Annotated in this window: 17 protein-coding genes; 10 read left to right on the top strand and 7 right to left on the bottom strand. The window is 37.5% G+C overall.

Annotated features, from left to right (window positions below; genetic code table 11):
- Nucleotides 1–10: 10 nt before the first annotated feature.
- Nucleotides 11–1582 (top strand): sodium:solute symporter family transporter, encoded by a 1572-nt coding sequence (locus J1905_RS13525; protein ID WP_214227811.1) that lies wholly within the window; start codon nucleotides 11–13, stop codon nucleotides 1580–1582.
- 7 nt (nucleotides 1583–1589) lie between these two features.
- Nucleotides 1590–2024 carry an L-rhamnose mutarotase gene (locus J1905_RS13520; protein WP_214227810.1) on the top strand — a complete coding sequence of 145 codons (435 nt, stop codon included), beginning with the start codon at nucleotides 1590–1592 and terminating at the stop codon, nucleotides 2022–2024.
- 1 nt (nucleotide 2025) lies between these two features.
- Here J1905_RS13520 and J1905_RS13515 read toward each other — a convergent pair whose 3' ends face one another.
- On the bottom strand, nucleotides 2026–2892 hold the full coding sequence (locus J1905_RS13515) for an AraC family transcriptional regulator (RefSeq protein WP_214227809.1): 867 nt from the start codon (nucleotides 2890–2892) through the stop codon (nucleotides 2026–2028).
- A 320-nt stretch (nucleotides 2893–3212) separates the two neighbouring features.
- Here J1905_RS13515 and J1905_RS13510 point away from each other — a divergent pair, with 320 nt between their 5' ends.
- From J1905_RS13510 to J1905_RS13485, 6 genes are all read left to right on the top strand, one after another.
- On the top strand, nucleotides 3213–6395 hold the full coding sequence (locus J1905_RS13510) for a SusC/RagA family TonB-linked outer membrane protein (RefSeq protein ID WP_214227808.1): 3183 nt from the start codon (nucleotides 3213–3215) through the stop codon (nucleotides 6393–6395).
- Between the two features lie 25 nt (nucleotides 6396–6420).
- The gene (locus J1905_RS13505) at nucleotides 6421–8280 is read left to right on the top strand and encodes a RagB/SusD family nutrient uptake outer membrane protein (protein WP_214227807.1); all 1860 of its coding nucleotides are present in this window, start codon (nucleotides 6421–6423) and stop codon (nucleotides 8278–8280) included.
- Nucleotides 8281–8454: 174 nt separating this feature from the next.
- Nucleotides 8455–10731, top strand: coding sequence for a hypothetical protein (locus tag J1905_RS13500; protein ID WP_214227806.1), 2277 nt, complete (start codon nucleotides 8455–8457; stop codon nucleotides 10729–10731).
- Between the two features lie 32 nt (nucleotides 10732–10763).
- The gene (locus J1905_RS13495; protein WP_214227805.1) at nucleotides 10764–11591 is read left to right on the top strand and encodes a sugar phosphate isomerase/epimerase family protein; all 828 of its coding nucleotides are present in this window, start codon (nucleotides 10764–10766) and stop codon (nucleotides 11589–11591) included.
- A gap of 27 nt (nucleotides 11592–11618) precedes the next feature.
- The gene (locus J1905_RS13490) at nucleotides 11619–14630 is read left to right on the top strand and encodes a LamG-like jellyroll fold domain-containing protein (RefSeq protein ID WP_214227804.1); all 3012 of its coding nucleotides are present in this window, start codon (nucleotides 11619–11621) and stop codon (nucleotides 14628–14630) included.
- A gap of 2 nt (nucleotides 14631–14632) precedes the next feature.
- Nucleotides 14633–16432 carry an alpha-1,3-galactosidase-related protein gene (locus J1905_RS13485; RefSeq protein WP_214227803.1) on the top strand — a complete coding sequence of 600 codons (1800 nt, stop codon included), beginning with the start codon at nucleotides 14633–14635 and terminating at the stop codon, nucleotides 16430–16432.
- Nucleotides 16433–16466: 34 nt separating this feature from the next.
- Here J1905_RS13485 and J1905_RS13480 read toward each other — a convergent pair whose 3' ends face one another.
- From J1905_RS13480 to J1905_RS23815, 6 genes are all read right to left on the bottom strand, one after another.
- On the bottom strand, nucleotides 16467–17366 hold the full coding sequence (locus tag J1905_RS13480; protein WP_214227802.1) for an alpha/beta fold hydrolase: 900 nt from the start codon (nucleotides 17364–17366) through the stop codon (nucleotides 16467–16469).
- 11 nt (nucleotides 17367–17377) lie between these two features.
- Nucleotides 17378–17884 carry a GNAT family N-acetyltransferase gene (locus J1905_RS13475; protein ID WP_214227801.1) on the bottom strand — a complete coding sequence of 169 codons (507 nt, stop codon included), beginning with the start codon at nucleotides 17882–17884 and terminating at the stop codon, nucleotides 17378–17380.
- Nucleotides 17885–17907: 23 nt separating this feature from the next.
- Nucleotides 17908–18474 carry a dihydrofolate reductase family protein gene (locus tag J1905_RS13470; protein WP_214227800.1) on the bottom strand — a complete coding sequence of 189 codons (567 nt, stop codon included), beginning with the start codon at nucleotides 18472–18474 and terminating at the stop codon, nucleotides 17908–17910.
- Nucleotides 18471–18917, bottom strand: a complete 447-nt coding sequence (locus J1905_RS13465) for a DUF1579 family protein (RefSeq protein WP_214227799.1) — start codon at nucleotides 18915–18917, stop codon at nucleotides 18471–18473. The genes J1905_RS13470 and J1905_RS13465 overlap by 4 nt, the downstream gene beginning before the upstream one ends.
- Before the next feature lie 93 nt (nucleotides 18918–19010).
- Entirely contained in the window at nucleotides 19011–19469 is a 459-nt protein-coding gene (locus tag J1905_RS13460; RefSeq protein ID WP_214227798.1) for an SRPBCC family protein, read from the bottom strand.
- 26 nt (nucleotides 19470–19495) lie between these two features.
- A complete protein-coding gene (locus tag J1905_RS23815; protein WP_214227797.1) occupies nucleotides 19496–20335 on the bottom strand; it encodes a metalloregulator ArsR/SmtB family transcription factor in 840 nt (279 codons plus the stop codon).
- A 158-nt stretch (nucleotides 20336–20493) separates the two neighbouring features.
- Between J1905_RS23815 and J1905_RS13450 the strand changes: the two genes are divergently transcribed.
- Together J1905_RS13450 and J1905_RS13445 are read left to right on the top strand one after the other, a co-directional pair.
- Complete coding sequence (locus tag J1905_RS13450) at nucleotides 20494–21930, top strand: TlpA family protein disulfide reductase (RefSeq protein WP_214227796.1); 1437 nt, start codon at nucleotides 20494–20496, stop codon at nucleotides 21928–21930.
- 26 nt (nucleotides 21931–21956) lie between these two features.
- Nucleotides 21957–23651 (top strand): serine hydrolase domain-containing protein, encoded by a 1695-nt coding sequence (locus J1905_RS13445; protein ID WP_214227795.1) that lies wholly within the window; start codon nucleotides 21957–21959, stop codon nucleotides 23649–23651.
- The last annotated feature ends 68 nt before the right edge of the window (nucleotides 23652–23719 follow it).

The raw sequence follows: 23719 nt of genomic DNA, 5'->3' as shown, positions 1-23719 counted from the left end.
GAGACCAAATTTGAGTTTATCATTCAACTACATCGATTATATAATTTTAGGGCTATATGCCCTTGCTTTGTTTTTTATTGGTTTTCGCTTTAATAAAAAAGAGAAAAACCAGGAAGACATTTTTTTGGGTGGAAGATCTTTGAAGTGGTGGCAAATTGGTTTTTCTATGTTTAGTGCCAATGCAGGGCCTATGATGTTAATTGGTTTTGCAGGTATTGGTTTTTCGCATGGTATTGTTGGTAGTAATTTTGAACTACTGGCCTGGATATTTTTAATGCTGTTATCCATGGTTTTTTTGCCTTATTACTTAAAAGCCAAAATAAGCACTATCCCACAATTTTTACTGATTCGTTTTGGTAAACGATCTTATAATTTTTTGGTCATATATAGCTTAATTTCAATATTGGTGGTATGGTTAGGAAGTGCCTTGTATGCAGGCGGGCTCTTGATTTCAGGAATATTTGATTGTTCTTTATTTACAGCAGTTGTCATTATTGCTGTTGTTGCAACCAGTTTTACAGCTATTGGGGGACTAAAAGCGGTAGTTCGTACAGGAGTTTTTCAATCGATCATTATTATCGTGTCATCAATACTGCTTACTTTTTTGGGGTTTCAAAAAATTGGTAGCGTAGATTTATTGGTTAGCCAAACGCCGGAATCTTTCTGGAAACTATTTCTTCCGGCCTCAAACCCCGAATATTCATGGGTTGCTATTATTTTGGGGTATCCGGTTGTAGCAATTTATTATTGGTGTGCAGATCAAACTTTAGTGCAAAAAGTATTGGCTGCAAAGAACCTAAAGGAAGGGCAGTATGGAGCAATATTTATTGGGGCACTAAAAATAATAATGCCATTAATATTTATTCTTCCGGGTATTATGTGCTATGTTTTATTTAAAGATACAGCGCAGGCTGATAATGCCTACATTACCATGATAAAAGAACTAATGCCTCATGGTTTGCTTGGATTAAGCATTGCTGCATTAATTGCGTCATTGATTGATACGGTGTCATCTAGCTTAAATTCTTTTTGTACTGTATTTACACTGGATGTGGTTTCGCAGGTTAAAGTTTTAAATAAACAGCAACAGATAAAAATGGGCAGGTGGATTACCATTATTGCAGCAATAATTGGTGTGGGTATCGCCATGGTTTTTTCTTATTCAGGGAAGAACTTTTTTGAATTAAGTCAGGGCTTGGTTTCTATACTTGCGCCACCATTGTCTGTTGTTTTTCTCGCAGGAATTATATGGAAAAGGGTGAATAGCATTTCGGTAGAAATAGTTCTTTATGGTGGTGGGTTGGTTTGCTTAATACTTGGGGCATGTCATGTATTAAACTATCCTTATAAAGGCTATTGGCCACATTTCCTTTTACTCTCATTTTATCTATTCGTAGCGCTAAGTATTGTAATTGTGGCAGTAACATTAATTACAAAGCCTGCAATAAACACTGTAATACCATCACTGTTAGAAACAAAAGGTACGGTAGTAGAGGAGGAAGCCTATAATTCCAGACCTATTTGGTTTGTTTGGCTAGGATTGGCATCTGTAATGATTTTAATATATTTAATTTTTAACTAATACTTCGATGAAAAAAATATTTCTACAGTTTGCATTAATAATTTTTACCTGTTCTTTTATGATGTGTAAGCCTGCTGACTCTAACCATAAAGAGGCTGAACTTGTAGAGAAAGTATTTGTGGTAAATACCGTGGATAACAATAAAAAGCTAAGTGAGTATTTAGAATACCATAAACAAATTTGGCCTGAGGTAGAAGCTGGATTTAAAAAAGCAGGCTATAAAAGTATTACGCTTTATCGTTTCAACGATCTTATTGTTATGACAATAACAGTACCTAAAAATGCGGATTTAAATGAAATGGGAAAGTTAGCAGAATCTTATAGCCCTCGCTGCGTGGAATGGAATAAACTAATGAATACTTACCAAAAAGGAGTTAATGGAACAACTGAAGGACAGAAGTGGGTTGAAGTAACTCCTTTTTACAAGTTCAACAATAATTAGTTTAAGCGGTAATTTTATATAGTTTAGTAAAGTCTCTTGGAGATAAACCCTTTACTTCTTTAAAATGCTTGTTAAAGTTTGAGATATTGTTGTATCCACTTTTGTAACAGGTTTCTGTTATATTATGGTTGCCTTCCATTAATAACTTGGCTGCATGTCCAACTCTTATTTCTTTTATAAATTCAACTAAAGTTCTGTTGGTTTTAAGCTTAAAGAATCTGCAGAAAGCGGCTGTTGACATGGGGATAATTGAAGCAACATCCTGCAAAGAAATATCTTCTTTGAAATGCTTGAATATATAGTCGAATACACGGTTGATCTTGGTTGCTTCCGTTGAAGTTTCAATAATATTAAAAGAAGGAGAGGACAGGCTTTTACAAGAGGTAGACTGAGCGAGAACATCCAAAAGCTGGAGCATTAACGCAGCACGAGACAATCCTGTTTCAAATAACATCTGGTTTAATATTATTTTTGCTCTGGCCACTGTAGGACCCGTAAATAAAAGACCTTTTGCTGCATTTTCGAAAAGAGAATTTAAATGAACTGCTTCAGGTTTAGCTAGCAAATCTTTTCCCAGAAAGTCAGGAAAGAAGTGCACCACAACTGCCTGAGGTTGTACCTTATCATCTATGGCATTATAATATTGCCAGCAATGTGGTAAATAACTTCCTAGAAGTACGAGTTCTGTTCCCGAAAAATCTTCTATGTGATCGCCAATAAAGCGTTTTCCACAACAGTTTTCTATCAATGCAATCTCAAAATTAACGTGAGACTTTAATGAAGTATACTTTTTTACCTCTAGAATTTCTGATCGTACGGTAAATGATTGTTCAGGCGGAAAGGTGAAGTTTTCGTAGATATACTGCATTTCAGGTGATTCATTTGGTTTAGAAGTAAAGCTAAGAAAAAAAATCTAAATGATTTGAATATCGATTATTCGACTTACGATAAAGATTGGGAAGCAAAAAAAACATTACAAACTATCAAATTAACATTAGAAGTAGCCGCATATTCTCAGTTGGAAGTTTATTGGTGGGTAGAATGAATAAAAACGAAGGCTAAGCGCTTAGCAAAATAGCACAGGTATTTGTTAAGATCGTTGTGGTTTTCAGGTGTTTTTTTCTTTCAATTTATTCTTGATTGGCATGTATACAACATGCCCCAGATATAACCATAAACTAATAACGTATGAAAGGAATTTTACAAATGCACTTGCGGGTGCTCGGAATCGTCTTCATGTTACTACAATCCCAGTATGTTTTTGCGCAAGTAAAAATATCAGGGACAGTAGTTGATTCAGAAGGGAAAGTCCCTTTGGCAGGTGCCACAATTGCTATTGCAGGTACACCAGGCAAGGAAAATGAGGCTGCTACCGCCCTGGTACAAGCTGATGGGGATGGTAAATTTACAATTGTCGTGCCTAATGGGGCAAAGCTAAAAATTACAATGACCGGTTACGAAGCTGTAACTGTTGCAGCTAAACAGGGAATGGTAGTAGAAATGGTCTCTACTACTGTTGGGTTGCAGGAAACGGTAATTGTCGGTTATTCAAAGCAAAAGAAAGCACTTTTGAGCGGGTCAGTAGCTTCTGTTAAATTTACACAAACAGATACAGAAATCCCGACTACATCAGTTGGTAATTTATTGGCAGGTAGAATGGCCGGCTTGTATGTTTCTACACCTAATGGCAAACCTGGTGAACAGCCTGGTATTAGAATAAGAACACCAAGTTCATGGAATGCTGCTCCGACTTTGTATGTGATTGATGGAAAGGTTACTAATGATGCTGCGGAATTCAACAATTTAAGTCCTAATGACGTTGAAGAAGTAACCATTTTAAAAGATGCCGCTACTACTGCTGCATATGGTGCTCGTGCGGGCTCGGGTGTAGTATTAGTTACGACCAAACGCGGTAAAGCAGGTCAAGTATCTGTTAACTATTCTGTGAACACCGGGCGAGATGTCCGTGGAAAAAATATGGAGCTAACAAGTATTATGGAATGGGGACAGATTCAAAACAGAATTTGGGGTGAAGCTGGTGGGCCTGCAAACACTCCCTGGACCGAGACGGCAAAAGCTTACTTCAAAGATACAGATTTTGGTGGTGGCAAGGGTTATGGCTTTGATCTCTTAAAAGATGTTTATGTAAATCCTTCCATTACTACACATAATTTAAGTGCATCAGGCGGTACAGATAAACTTCAATATTTTATCGGAGCCTCTTATGTAAATCAAGAAACTTTTATCAAGAATACCAACGAAAAAAAATATAATGTTAGAACAAATATAACGGCTAACCTTACCAAAGATGTAACCGTTTTTGCAGGTCTTAGCTTAAACAACAATAAATTTAATTCGCCTCAAGGCAATTGGTCAGGAGATATGTATCCTAAACTCCTGGTATGGCAACCTTACATGCCGTCGTTTACTGCAACTGGTTTGCCTGTAGATTATTTTTGGATTTCCAACAAATCAGGTGAAGCAGATGGATTGGCAGGTTACAACAATTCGGAAGCCATCAAATCTGTTGTTAACTTAAATATAACTTATAAGGCGCCCTTTTTACAAGGATTAAGTGCTAAAGTAGGTTATATAAAAACTTTCAACAACAGTAATCAAAAAATATATTCACATCCTTTTACCTATTACCAATTGAAACAGATTGAGCCTGTTATTTGGGATTTGAATACTATTGTTGGACAGCGTCTTACTGCACATAGTTCTAGTATAGAAAAACTGTCGGCCTGGAATCAGGAGGATCAATTGAATTTTCAGCTAAATTTTGAAAGAAATTTTGGTGAACATCATGTTAATGCAGCATTGGTATATGAGCGTCAGGAAAGGAATTACGACGGCATAGATGCCATTATCAATGGTTTCCCTATTTACACGACCGATCAATGGTGGGCTTCTACCGGAGGTGGGGGTATTGTAAATGGTACAGCTACAAAGGGTATTAGTAACACTTATGGTTTCTTACCAACAACAGGTCGTAAATCATATGTTGGGCAATTTGCCTACGATTATTCAGATAAGTACGTGGCTACATTTACTTATCGTTACGATGGTTCGGTAAATTTCCCGGTAGATAAACGTTGGGGGTTCTTTCCTTCGGCATCTGCAGCCTGGATTATTTCTAAAGAAAATTTCTTTAGCAAGGTAAAAGGAGTAGAGTCATTAAAATTAAGGGCTTCAGTTGGACTAACGGGTAATGACTTTGTCGCGATAGATCCAAATGGTGCAAAAGATGATGCGAATGCCAAACGCTGGCAATATGAAGATAATTACGTTCCAGGGAACAATGCAATTTTTGGCGAGACACCTTCACTTAATCCAGGTATACGATATAATGTATTTCCGAATCTGAATATTACCTGGGAAAAATACTTGAACAAAAATTTTGGTGTCGATATCAGTTTCTTAAAACACTTTACTGCTACAGCAGAATATTGGCATACCCTCACTTATGATATTTTAAGCACAAGGATCCAAAGTACACCACCAACTTTTAGTCGCCCTTTACCATCAGTAAATTATGGCAAAATGAAAGCAAATGGTATTGATCTAAGTTTAAACTATAGTAATAACGTTGGTGAATTTAAGTATGATATAGGTCTAAATGCTACTTACGGTGATGCATGGTATGTGGTAAGAGATCAAAATATTACTTATGATTATCAAAATCAAATTGGAAGTGGTCGTTCTTCTAACATGATTACGGGTTACACAGTTGATCATTTGCTTAGATCGCAAGCCGATGTTGATGCTTTGCTGGCGGCACATCCAGGATACAATTTCAATGGTCGTGCTCCAAAACCAGGGCAGTTTGCGTATAAGGACTTTAATGGAGACAACACAATCAATGACTTCGACATTAGTGTGCTGAATAAAAGCAATAATGCTAAAGTATTAGGCTTAAACTTAAATGCAGAATGGAAGGGGATAAGTGTTACTGCGAACTTTAATGGATCATTTGGCTATAAAAAATCTTTCAGGGATTTGTCTGGAGGAGTAGAATGGAACAGGATGTGGAGACCATGGACCGATCAATCATGGAGTACGGAAAATCCTAATGCCTGGTTACCTTTTCGCTACAGCGCAAATGATGATGCGGGGTCGGTTAATACTAGTGCAAGTAATTTTTGGTTTGCAGATGCAAGTTTTCTACGCCTAAAGTTTTTGAATGTTGGGTATAATCTCCCACAAAAATTGTATAAAAAATACTTAAACAATGTTCGTTTTTATGTGTCAGGATCTAACCTTTTTGTGATCAGTAAATTCAATAAAAAATTCTATGACCCTGAAATGGACGGCGGCACGGCATTCCCTATTGTTAAATCATTCAATGCCGGTGTTAGTGTAACGTTCTAAATTTTAACATTAAAAGGAAATCAAAATGAAATATCTAAATAAAAATAAATTTATCCTTTATGTAGCCCTAATTGTGTTCGGCTCATCTTGTAAAAAAGGATTGGATTATGAAAATACGGGAGCCATAAATCCACAGAATGTATGGACCGATTCTGTTTTAATTAAGGCTTATTTGAACGATGTGTATGGGGGGCTTATGCCTAGATGGCAGCTTGGAAGTGGTGCAGATGCTGATGAGAGTATTAATGCATCCGGAGGAAACTTAGGTAATTTCCAACAGGGTATAGTCGATGTGACTGTTAATTTCACTAATCTGGATTATACTTATATAGACAAAACCAATTATTTTATGGATCAATTGGCAGGTGTACCAGAATCGGTGTTAAGTCCAAGTACCAAAAATAGGTTAATAGGCGAGGCTAAATTTTGGCGCGCCTGGACATATTGGAGGATGGTAAGTTCAGTTGGCGGTGTACCATTAATTTTGCACACCCAAGATGGTAACGACCCAAATTCGTTGAAAGTAGCACGCAGTAAAACATCTGAATGTGTTGCCCAAATTATAAAAGATCTGGATGAAGCTGCTCCCGTTTTGCCACCTAATTACAGCGGAGTTGATTACGGGAGGATTAACCGCGCTGCTGCACTTGGTTTTAAAGCGAGAGTACTTTTATGGTATGCAAGCCCATTGTTTAACCCAACAAATGATCAAGGTAGATGGGGAAATGCCTACAACGCTGCTAAAGCTGCTGTACAAGCTGCAGATGCTGCAGGTTTTGGGTTGTTTGCAAACTACAAGTTAATTTGGTATTCGAGGAACAAGGAGCAAATCATGACCAGGCAGTTCTACTACCCGGATAGTTACATGAACTTTAACGCTATAAGACCAATCGCGTTTACAAATGGAGCAACCAATGCCGATCAACCAATACTGCCATTATTGATTGCTTATCCAAAACGTGATGGTAGCCCTATGCAGTTTGATAAAAACCAATTGGCTAATGCAGCTTATAATCAACAGTTTTTAACAGATTTTTACACCAATCGCGACGATCGATTTTATGCAACTATTTGGTGTGGTGGAACAGTATATCCTACACCAGATGTAAATGTGATAGGAATGACAACGCCAAGATCCCATTCTTACTGGCAGGCCTGGACATGGAAAGAAACAGCAACACCAAGTACTGTATTGCCGGCAAGAGATAATACTTTATTCTCAGGTATTTCTCCAGTTATCCAAAATGGCGATGAAAACGGTGTAACAGGATTTTTCCAGCGTAAAGGTCTGGATACGCTTTTAGACAGAAATGCCTTAGTAGGGGTAGCATCTGGTGCTAAAAGTTGGTTCTCGCCAATGCGTTATGCCGAACTACTCTTAAACCTTGCCGAATGTGCAAATGAAACAGGTCGTGGTAACGAGGCATTGACCGCTTTGTATGCTATTCGCCAACGTGCAGGCATAGCTCCTGGTGCTGGTCAGAAATATGGCATTACCGCAGCTGGACAGCCGGATATTCGTACTGCGATTATGAATGAGCGTCAGGTAGAGTTTGCTTTTGAAGGGTTTAGGTTTAATGATTTAAGAAGATGGAAACGTTACGATATTCTGAACGCTCAATCAACTAGAAGAGGTTTATTCCTGATGCTAAATAAAGGTCAGGCATTGCCTGGCAACACAGATAATATCATGACCGCTTCGGTAAGGTCTAAATTCTCTGCAGTTGTTGTAGAAAGTCTGGATAAAACAGCGTCGACCAATCAGACTTATAACTTGAGCCTTAATCACTGGTTTAACTCTTTAAGTCCTGCGCAAATTTCTATTGAACCTGATCAATTGCCACAAAACAAGGAATGGGGTGGTACTTTTGATCCATTACAGTAGGTTGTTTATTTTTTAAATATAGGTTAGTGTTTTAATTATGGCCGGAAGAAATTCCGGCCATTTTTTATATGTTAGGCAAATAATTCATCAGTTTTAGTCAAAATAGTGGATTTTTAAATCATGTTGAATTGGTAACTTAGCCTCAGGTCACACAACTGAAATAACCAATTCATTATGAAACTAAATTTCATTAAAATCGTAATTGTTTTTTTTGTTACAACAATTCCAATATCGGTTTTTGCGCAGTACAATTTTAGCACAGATTATTTTAAAATCCAGATCAACAACAAGGGCTACATCACCAGCATGAAAAACATCACGGTTAAGCCTAATCGGGAATTTAGCCCTACAGATAAGCCTTCTCCGGTGATGAGTTTATATGATAGTAAAAAGAACGTTTACTACCAGCCAACGAGCGCAACCTATACTCAGGCTAGCCAGATCATGGTACTTAAATATCCGAATGGTTCAGTTGCCAAAATCAGTATCGCCCCAAAAAAGAAATATTTCAAACTTACACTGCAATCGCTCTCACCGCGTAACGGGATTGATGTCATCCAGTGGGGAAACTACCACACCAGCATTACCAACCTAATGGGTGAAATTATCGGCGTTGCCCGCGACACCAGCAAAACGGTTAACTACGCAATTGGTATGCTTGCTTTGAATGACAAGACTATAAGCGGACTAGCTGAAACTATTGGTGATGCAGCTCCTTTTCAATATATTATACATACGCCGGATGCCAAGCGTTTTCCTTTGCCTAAAAACCTTCACGAAGGACAAATTTTTACCCTAGGAGGAGATGGAATCAGTGATGTTGCTTTTTATGCACATAAGGAGCCCTGGTATAGAATTATGTATGGTAATGCAGCCTTAGTAGATAAGAAAGGTCAAATATCCATTGCTTATCAATCAAGAAACAGGTCTTTTGAAAGAGAAATCAATTTTTCACTTATGCCGCTTATGCAGGCCAATAAACCAAATCACATACAAGTGCAACCACTGTCGGTAGATTATATTGGATCATCTGTAGCCTTATGGGGGAGTCCGGACAGTACAGCTTTATTGGATGTGATTCAAAAAATTGTTTTGGCGGAAAAGCTTCCTCATCCAACCATTAACGGAAAATGGATAAAGGATCCTGCTGCTTTTGTTCCTGACGCTCTTACCAGTGGTAATTTAAATGATAGCATAATTTCTTATACCTCAAGATTGGGTTTTAAAACAATAAGTTTATATGATCAAGGCTTTTTAAGAGCTGATCGTGGTAACAAAGGTTATATTGATGGAAAGAATTTTGAGAACAAACCAATAAAATTAACAACCGGAAATGTTTCGCATAAGGAGTTTTCGGAGATGGCAGCCAAACAAGGTATTACCATAGGTAGAACTCCTATTACTACTGCTTTAGCTCCGGGTACAATGGATGCCAGTCCAATACCAAGCGATAGTTTGTGTTATCAGCAAAAACGCTTGCTGGTAAAAAGTATCAGTGCAGCTGACACAGTTATTCTTGTTGACGACCCAACGCATCTTGATGAGATTGCTAGTTGGGAAGGTCATTGTGCGGACTTAAATATGATTAAAATTGGTAAGGAACTTATCCATTATATGGGTGTTTCGAAAGAAAAACCGTACCGACTTTTAAATGTAAAGCGAGGATACTGGAAGACTACCCCATCAAATCATACTAACAGAGATACTATTTATAAGCTTCAGGTAACGGTTAACTATGGTTATGATGGACTTATTCCGAATATGCAATTGCAAGACAAAATAGCGGAGCACTTTGCTGAGATTTGTAAAATCAATGGCCTTGCTTATTATGATTTTGATGGACAAGAGTTTTTGTTTAATAACGGACATGGCTATTATTCGACCAAACTTTTCTTTGGTAAAATGTTTGAAAAAGCAAAGCAATTAGGTGTTCCATATATCCGCTTCACAGGTGCTACTTTATCTGAAGGATCATGGCATTATCAAAGCATTTGGAATGTTGGTGGTGGAAAGAATTTGTATGATGCTGAAACTCGCGAATGGGGTAGCACAACTAGTCAGGGGAAAGATCTACGTGATGTAACTTATGCTAACTATTTTCCTGTGGGTATGGGTGGCAATTTCCCAATCAACGCCAAATCTACAGTTGAAGAATATGAGCATATACAAGCCATTTCAGTAGGGGTTGGTACAACATACAGTTTGAAAATAAATCAAAAGGATGTTGAAAGTTGCCCTCAGAAAGACGCTATATTTAAAGCAATAAGAACATGGGAAGATGCAAGAGCTGCCAGTGCATTCCCGATATGGGTAAAGGATCAGCTGTCGGACCCTACGCAATCATTCCATTTGGAAACTGTTGACGCCAATAATTGGAACTTATACAAAACAAATAGAGATGGTTCGAACAAAAAAATGTTTGTTAAATTGAAAAGAGCTATTGGGTATTAGTAACCCTTTTCATCCCTAAAATAAAGAATAGTATGCAACCAAATAAAATGACCTTACAGTTTTTTTGCCCAAGATGGGGACAGGAACATGAAACTTATGATGCCTTTTGCCGAAAGGTAAAGGAGGCAGGATACGATGGTATTGAAGCATGGGTTCCTTTTGATGCTGTTGAAAGAGAGGAGCAGGCTAAAGCGCTTGCTAAGTATAATTTACTTTTGATAGGACAGTATTATCAATCTTTTGAGAAAGATTTTGAAGAACATAAGTGCAATTACGAAAAGCAATTGCGTAACCTGCTCGAAGCAAATCCGGTAAAAATTGACGCACAAACGGGAAAGGACTATTTCTCGTTTCAAGAGAATAAGGCATTGTTTGATCTGGCGAAAGGTTTATCAACGGAATACAACATCCCAATTGCACACGAAACACACCGCAATAAGGCCTTGTTTTCGGCTCATGGGACTAAGGCTATTTTAGAAAAGATTCCTGATTTGCCGATTACTGCCGATTTTTCGCACTGGTGTAACGTAGCTGAGAGCTTGTTAGCCGATCAGCAGGAAGCTCTTGAATTAGCCTGTACCCATGCAATTCACATTCATGCCAGGGTAGGGTATGAAGAAGGTCCGCAGGTGAATGACCCAAGATCGCCTGAATGGGAACAGCAACTAAATGCACACCTGCAATGGTGGGATGCTATTTTAAAACATCACCAAAAAAATGGCGCGACCAACTTAACCATAACTCCTGAGTTTGGTCCTTTTCCTTATATGCCAACTGTACCTTATACACGTGAACCGCTAAGTAGCCAATGGGACATTAATGTATACATGATGGAACTATTAAGAAAGCGCTATCAATAACCCGGAAGAATAAAGCTAAACAGCAAAATGAACTTATTTCTGATTCAAGATTTCAAAAATTTATATAGGCAAGTATGTTGTGTATTTGCAGTACTGCTTCTTTTTAACCAAGCTAACGCTCAACAGACTGTAGTAGCTCATTATAATATGGGGCGGTCAGGTGCAGTGACTTATGCTACTTCTCCCGATGTTTTAAAGGATTTGAGTGGCCTAGGTCATGATTTAAAGCGAAATGGCCAACCTGTTTTTTTTGCAGATGCACCAGCTGATAAAAAATTAAACGGCGAGGGAGCGATTTCATTCAAAGACCGGGGTAGTTATAGTATCGCTGATAATTTTGGTAAAGCAGCTACATCATTCGTGCTGGAAGGCTGGTTTCAGGTAAATAGCCGACAAGGAGCAAATGATAAGGGGAGAAGTATTGGTTTAGCGCTTGCTTATGGCGATGATAAAGAGGGGTACGTTTTATCGCAAAAAGAAGATCAGTGGGTGGTGCTAATAGATGGTAAAGAAAATGCCAAGCCTATTGCAAAGGCAATTGCGGGAGAATGGATTCATATAGCTGTAGTAAATGATGGTAAGGCCGTTTCGGTGCTTGCCAATGGAGTAAAAACACTAACAGGTTTACCGGTAGCTAAAACTGTATCTTCTAATTTTTCTATAGGGGCTTTGGGTAAAGGGAGCTTTTTTAATGGGTTAATATATGAAGTAAGGTTTGCTTCTTTAAATAAAACAAAGTTCGATGTCACCAAGCATCTGTTATTTAATGGTAAACAGCTTGCGAAAAAACAAAAACAAGCTACAGAAGAGCAGCGTGCATTAATTGCAGCGCTTGAAGGTAATAAATCAATTGTTAAAGTACAATCATTCCCAGCTGCGGCTGAAAATTCAAAAGACTGGTTAGTTAGTCAGGTTAAAACACCTGTACAGCTATTATTGCAAAAAGATCGGGGTCAAATGTCGGCGAAACTATTATTAACCAATGGTTTGCTTAGTCGTGAATTTTACGTGGCAGAAAATTTAGCTTGTGTAGGGTTTAAAAATGAAAATACCGACGCTCAATACCTAAGGGCAGTAAAACCCGAAGCTAGGGTAATGATAGATAGCACCTGGTATGATATAGGTGGATTTAGCGGACAGCCGGAAAAGTCATATTTATTAGAAAGCTGGTATAGCAATTTAATCGCTGAGCCTTCAGCATTCCGTTTTACAGGTATTGAGGTAATGCAACCTACAGCGCGCTATCCTTGGCAGCAAAAATATAATGCTGTACATACTGATTGGCCGCCTAATGGGTTACATGTTTTAATGCATTATAAAGCACCATTGAATAAGAGCAACTGGCAAAATACGGTACAGGTTACTGTGCATTATGAACTGTATGAAGGCATGCCTGTTATTGCCAAATGGTTAACTATCGACAATAATACCAATTCATCTTTTGTTGTTCGTGAAACAGAATGCGAAGTTTTAGCGGTAAATCAGGATCAGGTAAAACGTATACATGTTGAAAGTGATTATTCTTTTGCATTGGCCAATGCCGATAAAGAAGGATCAGCATTAATGCACTATAACGGAACTCCTCCGGCTTACCAAACAGGAGAAAGTACTACTACATGGAGAACAGATAGTGAATACAATACCTGGGCATCACACAATCAGGCAGAGGACAAATTTCTTGGTTTTCCACATCATAATTTATTGGTAAGCAGAGTGCCTATGGGGCCTTCTGAAACTGTAAAGTCAAAACAACAGTTTACTTCTTTTACTACTTTCGAGCTATTACATGACAACGACGACAGAGAACGTCAGAGTCTGGCACATCGTAAATTCTACAGAAAGCTAGCTCCGCAGGTAACTGAATCTTTAATTACCGGAGGTATTACTTCGCACGATAAAACGAAGCTTAAAGGTTTTATAGATCAAATGGGAGAATTGGGATTTGAAAGGTTAGATATTATGGCATGGCCAGGTATTTCTCATGATAACCTGGATACCGGTTATGTTTCTTTATGGAAAGGCATATCATCTTATGCTGCTACCAAAGGAATTGTAATGGGAGGTTATGAATTGCAGGTTGCCTCAAGAGGAAGAGGGGCTGATGTGGATTGTATTGATCCGATTACCAATAAACCAGGTAGTTTATTCGGGCAGAGTGTTTGTATTGCAAGTGATTGGCAAGATAAGTATTACTCGAACATGTGGAAGTTCTTCGATAAAACAGGCCTGATGACCTTTAATATGGATGGACCTTATCATGGTGACGTGTGTGCATCTACAACACATCCACATCATACTAACCTATACGATTCTCAATGGCAGCAATGGAAGCAACAGGTACGTGTACTTCACGAGCTTCAACGCCGTAACATGTATGTGCCAATTCCAGACTGGTATTTTCTAAATGGGCAATCCGCTACAGGTATGGGGTATCGTGAGGCTAGTGCGAATTTAACTCCGCAACAACAATTGCTATTAGGTCGTCAGTATATTTATGATGGTACCTGGCACAAGACCCCGACTATGGGCTGGATGACTTTACAACTGGTTGGTTTTTATACCAATGATGCCAGGGTAGGATTAGAGCCATTATCTCAAAATTTGGATAGGTATGAAGTTGGCTTGTTTCAACATTTGGCTAGTGGTTGTCAGTTTACAGTTAGAGGGAACAGACTTTATGATACTCCTGAAACAAAAGCAATGGTATCAAAATGGGTGAATTGGTTTAAAGAACACAGAGCCATTCTTACTTCAGATATCATTCACGTTTCTCGTCCGACAGGTAGAGATTTGGATGCGATGTTACATGCTAACCCAGAACTTGATGAAAAAGGGATGTTAATTGTGTTCAATCCTACTGGTAAGCCAATTACCAAACAAATGAAAGTGCCTCTTTATTATACAGGCTTAAAAGGAAAGGCTATATTAACAGACCAAAATGGTAAAGTCAGCAATCTGGAACTAAATGAAAAACAGGAAACATTTATTAGTGTAAATATACCTGCCGGTGGATTTGGTTGGTTTACAATAAAAGGATAGACATGAAGAATTATTTTATACTACTTTTCTTATTTTTTGCTGGAGTAAGCGGTTACTCTCAAACTGTTATTAAGGCTGTTGATTTTGGAGTAAAAAAGAACAGTTTTGAGAATGCTGCAGCTGGTATACAAAAGGCTATTGATGCTTGTAAAGGTAAACAAGGTGCCATTTTGGAATTGCCGGGTGGGCGAATTGACATTTGGCCAGAGGGAAGTGCACATCGTGAATTATATATATCCAATTGTACAGAAGATGATACGCTTTCAAAAGTGAAAAATATTGCTTTTCTTTTTGAAGATAATAGTGACGTGACCCTTGAAGGAAACAATACATTAATTGTACTTCATGGCAAGATGGTTTCTTTTGCAATTTTAAACAGTAAAAATGTAAAGATCAAGAATATTAGATTCGATTATGAAAGGCCTACCATGTCGGAAGTGACAGTAATGTTGGTGTCACCCAATGCTATTGAAACAGCTATTCATGCTGACTCTAAATATTCCATTGATATTGGTCGTATTAGTTTTTATGGTGAAGGGTGGAAGACAAAATCATTTCATACCATCCTGTTTGATCCGATTAAAAATTTTATGCATTACAGCTCTTTTAGTCCTTTTTTGGAAAGTAAAGCCATTGAGAAAGCTCCTTTTAATGTGAGGTTTGAGGGCGACTTCAGCAAAACTTCATTGAAAAAGGGTGATGTACTCACAATTAGAGATCCTTATCGTGATAATTGTGGCGGATTTATTTCTCAGTCTAAAGACATAAAACTTGAAGATGTAAAAATGCATTTTATGCATGGTTTAGGAATTGTATCTCAGTTTTCTGAAAATATTTCTTTGTTTAAAGTAACCGTTGCACCCAGGGAAAATAGCGGCCGAATTGTTTCATCATTTGCAGATTGTTTTCACTTTTCAGGTTGTAAAGGGGTGGTTAAAATAGATAGCTGTTTTACCTCTGGTTCTCATGATGATCCAGTGAATGTTCATGGGACACATTTGCAAATAATGACAGCTGATGCTGGCAAAATTAAAGTACGTTTTATGCACCATCAAACCTATGGATTTGATGCCTTTTTTGCCGGTGATAGCATCGCATTTATCAATCCAAAAACACTGATGTCTATAGGAACTGCAAAGTTGAAAACGGCAAAGTTGATAAATAAACGTGAAATGGAGCTTGAAGTGGAAGGTAGCCTGCCATCATTTGCTCAAGCTGATTTAGTTATAGAAAATCTTACCTGGACACCGGAAGTAATTGTTAGAAATAACCGTTTTGAAAGAACCAATACACGTGGTTTACTACTTACTACACGCCGTAAGGTACTTATTGAAAATAATATTTTTTATCGGACTGGCATGTATCCAATTCTGATTGCTGATGATGCTTCCAGTTGGTTTGAATCTGGTGCGGTTAGAGATGTGCTTATTCGCAATAATACATTTCAGGAATGTGGTTTTAATTCGGGAAGTGGAGCTATAAATATTGCTCCGGAAAATCATGAATTAAAGGAGGGCAACATGGTTCATCGCAATATTCGTATTAAGGACAATACATTTATATTGTACAATGATGGAGTGCTTAATGCCAGAAGTGTAGATGGGTTGGTTTTTACTGGTAATAAAATTTCGAGAACAAGTTTATTGCCGACGAAAGCCATTAAGCCGGTTATTAATTTGACGGCGAGTAAAAATGTACTCATTAAGAAGAATAAATTTGATTCGAGTGAATCGCCTGTTGTTAAGATTGAAAAAATGACAAAAAAGGATATAAAAGTCGACGTGAATTTGGAAATGAAATAGTTCACAAAGCTTTTTGAACTTCCTCTTTAGCTTTTTATTTTGCCTCAGGTTTATCAAGGAAACTTTCAATCATTGGAATCACATAGTCTGCTTCTTTAGAATCAGATTTTAATGTGGTTATTTCTCCAATATACTCACCATGTACTCCAGGGATTATTGCTACTTTCGAGTTAGTTATCAGTTTATGCATTTCGAGTGCGTGCTCTGGCGTTACCACATCTTGGTCGCCATTGATAAATAGGGTTGGGGCTTTAATAGATTTTATCAGATCGTCTGGTATATCCTTAAAATTCACCATTCTTTTAGCATCTCTATCATGCATTATTTGTAAGCCATTTGAGTCTGGTGTAACTTGTAAATAAGCTTCTTTTAGTTCTTCTGGCATATTTGATAGTTGTGCTTGTTTCATGAAACCCCAAAACTGCGGTGAAACGCCACTGCGCTTTAAAAGTGCAGAACCCAAAACGATTTTATCAACTATTTCAGGATGACGAATGGAGATTTGAACAGTAGTTGTTCCGCCGTTACTGAAACCAAAAAAGTCTGCTTTGTTAATATTCAAATTTTTTAACAGCGCCGCAACATCATCAGCATCCTGTTCAAAAGATGAATCCTTTCCTCTATCACTGGTTCTTCCATGGGCTTGCAGTTCAACAGCTATAATTTTTCTATGTTTGGCAAGCATTGGTATAACCCTTCCAAATGTAGTTTGTATAGTAGACCCACCTCCATGAATCAAGACAAGTGGTTTCCCTTGTCCATAAATTTCATAATACATTTTAATTCCATTGACTTCTGAATAGCCATTTTTGGAGCTTAAAGTGTCGTTTTCGGTCGTTTTCATTTGACTATTGTTGTCTTGTGATTGGTTCGAGCTATTGCATGATGAGAACGTTAGAAGTGCTAACACTGAATATACGATTGTCTTTTTCATTAGTTTAGGATTTACATGATTTTATAGTAGAGAGAACTTAAACCAAATTCATCATTTTGTTCGAAGGCAAATTGGAAACCAATTCTTTCCAGGATTTTTTGGGACGGTATATTTTCCGGATCAATTGATGCATAAATGACTTTAAGTTTGATTGTATGTAAACCATAATCTAATACAGCTTTTGCTACTTCTGTACCAATCCCTTTATTCCAGTAGTCCTTTATTAACGCATAAATTAATTCAATCTCATTAATAGCAATAGAGAATACTAAACCACAATATCCTATTACTTCATTGGTTTCCTTATCTACAACGGCATAATTTCCAAAACCTTTTTCAGCATAATTAATGATCGTTACTTCAACCCATTTTTTTACCTGATCTTTTGATAATGGCTTCCCATCTCCAACGTACTTCATTAATTCTGTATCACTACAGATAAAATTCAACCGGTTGAGATCAGTATATTCAATTTGTCGAACGACTAACCTTTCTGTTTCTAAAATTATAACAGCCATTTTTTATTGTAATTTTTAATTGGTTAGTAATCTTTATGTTGTTCAACTTTGTAGTACAATCCGACTACGCCCGATTTACCGGTTGTAGCCTTTAAAAGCTTCAGTTTAATTTGTTGTGAAATTGTTTTAAATAAAGGATTTCCGGCTCCCAATACTATAGGGTGGATGCCAATTCTTATCTCATCTACCAGGTTTAAATTGAGTAATGATGAGATTAGTCCCGCGCCCCCAAATAACCAGATGTCTTTACCTTCCTGTTTTTTTAGATCTTGTATTACCTGGCCAATGCCTGAACTAATTGCAATGGGGGCACCTTCAAACTCTGTTTGTGTTTTCGAGAATACATATTTCTGCATCTTGTTTATCTCGCTGTAAAATTTCTTTTCGAAATCAGGCCCATTATCATCAGGGCAGTAATTCCCGAAAAGCTGGTAGCTCACCCTGCCGTATAAAACAGTATCAATCTCCTTTGCGAATTCATTTAATTCGTTTGCGGTTTCCTCATCAAAAGTAATCCAGTCAACCTCGCGGTTAGGCCCCTCAATAAAGCCATCTAAGGAAACAGCCAAAGCTAAAATTACCTTTCTCATGTTAGTTTTATTTTAGATAGTTTGATGTTCATTAAATGAGCCCAGGTTTTACTATCCGTAAGTTGTTCCCAAACACCAGAAAATACGTCGCCTTTTTCATTAAAACCACCTTTAAACCTCAAGCTATCACCATTGAAAGTCCAAAGACCATCATTAACTGTTGCGGTCATAAAACCTGAGTTGCCATTATTGTTGTAATGCCGCATGGTGTAATGGCCATTTAAATCATCATAACCAATAATTTCATGTGTTTTACTGTTGTCGTTACCTATTGTCACATCTGCGGTGTGTAGTAAAAAGAAACCATCAACTATCCAGTTATAATTGTCTGTGCCTATGATTTTTATTTCAGGCTGACCATTTGAAGCGGGTATAAGCCCTTCTGTATTCCAACTTCCAATGAAGTTACTCAGTTGATTGTATGCTTGTTCATTTGTTTTCATAACTGATATTTAGTTTATGGCAAGTTATGCTAAGCTGTTTTATTTTATACTGGGCAGTACTGACAAATTGAAGGGGGTATTACGACAAGCTTTTTAAGCTTTAGATTTTCCTGGAAGCGTAGAAAGATACTTTTCTAGTTTATCCAGGTTTTGTTTTTGACCTTCATCTGCTTTGTGCGCTTTTACTACAGTTTCTCGCATTTCAGCTGTATCAAATAACAACGACCAGTCTATTTTGGTTTCTTCACCTTCCGACTCAAATAGTACTGTGGTGATGAAATGCGGATTAAAGTGCTCAAATACGATTTTTTTAAAAAGAATAATTTCCTTGAAAATGCTCCTATTCGCATAATCTGTTCCATCTGGCCCATGCATAGTCAATTTCCATTCCCCACCTTCTTCGACGTCCATTTTGTGGATTGTATTGGTAAAACCATTAGGTCCCCACCAGTTTACAATGTGTTCTGGCTTTGTCCAAACCTCCCACATCAAGTCAATAGGAGCCTTAAATGTTCTAGTCATTCGTATTTCTCTATTTTCTGCCTTTTCCATAGTTTTATAGATTGGTGTTTAGGATTTTAGTTTTTAAGTAAGGTGAGTAGTGATTCAAGCTTCTCAAATGATGAATTCCACCCAACTTTCATAATGGGTCTCATCTCAAGAAAAGTGTGTCTTTCTATTTCTTTTGCATCGCCAAATATTTCCCATTTTACTGTTACTCTCGTTTTATTGTCGCTCTCTTTTACAAAATTGACGGTGGTTAATAAATAATTGGGATAGGTAGCAGAAAATGGAGCTTTAATGATGTTCCCATCTTTGTCACAAAAATTCTGAGCATAAACTAAAAGATGGTTCTGATTAATTATTTTAAAATTCAGCTGACCATGCTTAGTTTGTCCGTCATCAGTGGTCATAGACCATTGTGATATTCCTCCCTCTTTAACTTCAGCGTGAGAAAACGACATATGAGCTCCGGCTGGCCCCAACCAACTTGAAAAATGCGTGGGATTGGTCCACATTTCATATACTGTTTTCAGATCAGCTTCAAATGAGTGAGTGATTACAAATGCCTCTTCTTGTATTTTCATATGCTGTAGTTTGTCTTTTTGGATTTTTTCTAAATACAGATCAAGTTTATCAAAACGGTTAACCCATATTTTTCTAAGTTCAGATAACCACAAATCAACGTCTGTTATTTGATCCATCTTGATTTGGTAATAGATTTCCCTCCCTTGTTGTTTTGCTTCTAAGAGGCCACACTCCGTAAGAATTTGTATGTGTTTGGAAATAGTAGACCTCGCACCATCAAAATTGTTGGCAATTGCACCGGCAGTAAATGCCTGAGAAGCAAGGAGAATTAGTATCGATCTTCTTGTAGGATCTGCTAGTGCTTGGAAAATGTCTCGTCTTAATATCATTGCGTCGTTATATAGCGACAAATATAATGTAACGTCATTTGACGACAAAACTTTATTGATATTTTTTTCTCTATAAAAACTTTGTCTTTCATATTGAACGCGATTATAAATCACCATTTTTATGTAAGTTTAAATAACCAAATATTTATAAACTGAATATGAAAACAACGCTCCTCATTATCTTGTTGTCAGTTGCCTTTAATTTTGCTTTTGGCCAGGGAACAGTTACCCTCTCAGGTACAGCGAACCATCAGGAGGTGGATCATATTTTCATCGTGACACAACCCTTATTTAGCGGTCAGGAAACCGAAAAGCTACTAACTGATTATAAACAAAACAATCAGTTTAGGGGCACTTTTAAGCTAAGTAAGCCACAGTTTCTTTATTTCATGATTCTGTCGAGGAAGTGGTTGATTTATGTAACACCTGGAGACACCATAAAGTTTACTATTGATGGTGCAGGGTTTGATGCAAAGATCAAATTCTTTGGTAACCATGCTGCCAATTACCAGGTGTTTGCAATGGTAACTGATTTTACAGGAGGCCCTCAAATAGCAAGAAGGTATACAGTAAACAAAGAGTTTCGCGATAATCGAGACAGTTTGTTAAAGTATAAACTAAAACTTGATGAATGGTACAGTGATAAAACTAAGCAACTGGGAGCACTTTTGTCACTTTATCCTATATCTAAAACACTTTCTCATATAGCGCAAAATAAGATCGGATATTATTATATAAATTTTTTGTACTCCGCGATATCGGATATGGTAATCGACAGTATTCCTCAGGACTATCTTAATGAAATGAAAAAGTTCAAATTTAATGACGATCGCTTGCTGGCTGCTAATGAATACAAGTCTGCGCTAAGTGTTCGATATGCAAGCCTTAAAGAAAGTGAGGATAAGGTAAACTTACAAAGAGTTGAAAAGAAAATAAGGAAAGAGCTAAGCGGTAAAACCAAAGACTATGCAATTGCCAGTTTGATTGGTAATGCTTCTGAACGTAAAATCGCGATAGATGATGCAGCCTTATTATCACTAATCAAGTCAGCCTATATTGAAGTGAAAGACCCCAATTATTTAAGGTACATCAATGAATCTGATTTGAAATATCGGTTGTTAAACAAGCCGTTAACAAAAAAAGTATTAGATAGTACCTTTTTAACGAATTATTCAAGTGGAAAGAAACAGAGTTTAAGAGAAGTATTGGCCGGTTACCAAGGGAAAGCTGTGTATATAGATTTGTGGGCAAGCTGGTGTGGGGGCTGCAGACTGGATATCGCGGCATCTGTTGATGCTAAGAAATGGATGATGGAAAATGGAGTGGCAGTGGTCTATTTCTCGCAGGACAAGGATAGGATGGCTTGGAAACAGGCTTCCATAAATGATAAAATAGAGAATGATCAATATCTTATAGAAGGCGAGTATAAATCAGAGTTGTCTAAGTTTATGATGATAGAAAGTATACCGAGGTATTTACTGATAGATAAAAACCATTTTGTGAAGAGCATTTTTGCCCCAAGACCTGTGGAAAGTGACCTTGGGCAGCTAAAGTCGTTGATAAATGAAATGCACAAGAGCGCGATTGGTAAATAAGATCGAAGCTAAAACCATAGGAATATATGAAAATCGAAAATATACGAAAACAAGCGATTATTCTATTTTTATGCACGTTGATACCGACCACAAAGGTATGGGCACAAGCGTTGCCAGACTCCATTACAAAAAAAGTTGACGGCTTATTTGCGAAATGGAATACTTTTAGCAGCCCTGGTTGTGTCATAGGCATTGTGCGCAACGATTCGTTGATTTATGCTAAAGGATATGGCTTGGCTAATATAGAATACGGCGTGTCCAATACGCCGGAAACTATCTATCATATGGCATCAGTTTCTAAGCAATTTACGGCTTATGCTATTGTTTTGCTTGCCAAACAAGGGAAGCTTAAATTAGATGATGAGATTCATAAATATCTTCCCTGGTTTCCTGATCTTAAAGAAAAAATTACCATTCGGCAGTTGCTTAACCATACTAGTGGGATTAGAGATCAATGGCAGTTGTTGGCAATATCGGGCACAAGGCTTGATGATGTAATTAAGCAGGAACAAATTGTTAAAGTGCTGAGCAAGCAACAGGCCCTGAATTTTAAACCGGGAGAAGAATATAGTTACTCTAACAGTGGGTTTATGATGCTCGCTGAAATTGTAAAATCTGTTACTGGGAAAACGCTTAGACAATTTACAGATTCTGTCATTTTCAAACCTTTGGGTATGATTGATACACACTTTCATGACGATTATACTGAAGTTGTAAAAAATCGCTCCTATTCGTATTACCCTAAGGATGGAGGTGGCTTTAGCAATAGTATTTTGTCGTATTCTAACGCAGGAGCAACCAGTCTTTTTACCAATGTGAATGATATGGCTAAATGGGTTATGAATTTTTACAATCCTAAGGTAGGTACTCAGGAAGACATAGAAACGCTAACGCAAAAGGGGAGATTTAACAACGGCAAAGAATCTGACTATGCATTGGGAATTGCTAATAATACCTACAGAGGGTGGAAACAATATTCGCATAACGGAGCCGATGCGGGTTACAGAACATCGGTTGTTACTTTTCCTGATTTAAAAATGGGCTTTATCATTTTTAGTAATGTTGGTGATTTTAACATGGGTAAGATGTATGAAATGGCTAACTTATTTATTAAAGATACTTCCAAAAAAGCAATTGATCCTGTTGTTTCGGCTATTGATAGCAGTAAAGCCGTTTTAAAAGATCTTGCAGGTGCAAAGAAGTTCTCTGGTGATTATATTTCTGATGACGGAACACAGTTTACTTTTAAATTATTCAATGAAAAATTGTATTGGGAAAGGTATGGCCGCTCAGACCTCTTATTAAAAGACGAAAAGGGCACTTTCATGGAAGCTTCTTCACCTGATGTTAAATTTCTGTTCAGCACAACAAACAAAGGCGATGTCCTTGTTAAACAATGGTGGCCGGGTGGTGAACGTTCTTTGTTTAAGTACGTAGCAGTCAATAATCAAACAGATAAACAATTGCAAGAGTATGCAGGGACGTATTATTGTCCGGAACTGGATTGTAAGTATGGGGTTGTTTTAAAAGGTAAGGATTTAATATTAACCAATAATAAATACGAGGATACCAAATTAAAGCTTACTGGAAAGGATCACATGCGTACCGATTATTGGTGGATGGGACACCTGAAGGTATTACGCGGTAATAGAAATCAAATCATAGGTTTTGAAGTTAATGATGGAAGGGTTATGCATTTGAGGTTTAATAAAATTGAGTAGTTAAAGAAAAACAACGACTAAATACTAGTATCATCTTTATAGCCCATTCTGGGCAGGATCACTTATGA

Origin of the sequence: Pedobacter sp. B4-66, assembly GCF_018492665.1 — a bacterium.
Taxonomy (GTDB): Bacteria; Bacteroidota; Bacteroidia; order Sphingobacteriales; family Sphingobacteriaceae; genus Pedobacter.
This window is presented reverse-complemented; position numbering and strand designations above follow the sequence as displayed.

What these genes read in the sequence shown, in the direction of transcription:
- J1905_RS13465 (WP_214227799.1), bottom strand. Translation starts at nt 18,917, where the DNA reads ATGAAAACAAATGAACAAGCATACAATCAACTGAGTAACTTCATTGGA.
- J1905_RS13515 (WP_214227809.1), bottom strand. Translation starts at nt 2,892, where the DNA reads ATGCAGTATATCTACGAAAACTTCACCTTTCCGCCTGAACAATCATTT.
- J1905_RS13450 (WP_214227796.1), top strand. Translation starts at nt 20,494, where the DNA reads ATGAAAACAACGCTCCTCATTATCTTGTTGTCAGTTGCCTTTAATTTT.
- J1905_RS13490 (WP_214227804.1), top strand. Translation starts at nt 11,619, where the DNA reads ATGAACTTATTTCTGATTCAAGATTTCAAAAATTTATATAGGCAAGTA.
- J1905_RS13460 (WP_214227798.1), bottom strand. Translation starts at nt 19,469, where the DNA reads ATGGAAAAGGCAGAAAATAGAGAAATACGAATGACTAGAACATTTAAG.
- J1905_RS13495 (WP_214227805.1), top strand. Translation starts at nt 10,764, where the DNA reads ATGCAACCAAATAAAATGACCTTACAGTTTTTTTGCCCAAGATGGGGA.
- J1905_RS13470 (WP_214227800.1), bottom strand. Translation starts at nt 18,474, where the DNA reads ATGAGAAAGGTAATTTTAGCTTTGGCTGTTTCCTTAGATGGCTTTATT.
- J1905_RS13505 (WP_214227807.1), top strand. Translation starts at nt 6,421, where the DNA reads ATGAAATATCTAAATAAAAATAAATTTATCCTTTATGTAGCCCTAATT.
- J1905_RS13445 (WP_214227795.1), top strand. Translation starts at nt 21,957, where the DNA reads ATGAAAATCGAAAATATACGAAAACAAGCGATTATTCTATTTTTATGC.
- J1905_RS23815 (WP_214227797.1), bottom strand. Translation starts at nt 20,335, where the DNA reads ATGATATTAAGACGAGACATTTTCCAAGCACTAGCAGATCCTACAAGA.
- J1905_RS13500 (WP_214227806.1), top strand. Translation starts at nt 8,455, where the DNA reads ATGAAACTAAATTTCATTAAAATCGTAATTGTTTTTTTTGTTACAACA.
- J1905_RS13485 (WP_214227803.1), top strand. Translation starts at nt 14,633, where the DNA reads ATGAAGAATTATTTTATACTACTTTTCTTATTTTTTGCTGGAGTAAGC.
- J1905_RS13510 (WP_214227808.1), top strand. Translation starts at nt 3,213, where the DNA reads ATGAAAGGAATTTTACAAATGCACTTGCGGGTGCTCGGAATCGTCTTC.
- J1905_RS13480 (WP_214227802.1), bottom strand. Translation starts at nt 17,366, where the DNA reads ATGAAAAAGACAATCGTATATTCAGTGTTAGCACTTCTAACGTTCTCA.
- J1905_RS13520 (WP_214227810.1), top strand. Translation starts at nt 1,590, where the DNA reads ATGAAAAAAATATTTCTACAGTTTGCATTAATAATTTTTACCTGTTCT.
- J1905_RS13475 (WP_214227801.1), bottom strand. Translation starts at nt 17,884, where the DNA reads ATGGCTGTTATAATTTTAGAAACAGAAAGGTTAGTCGTTCGACAAATT.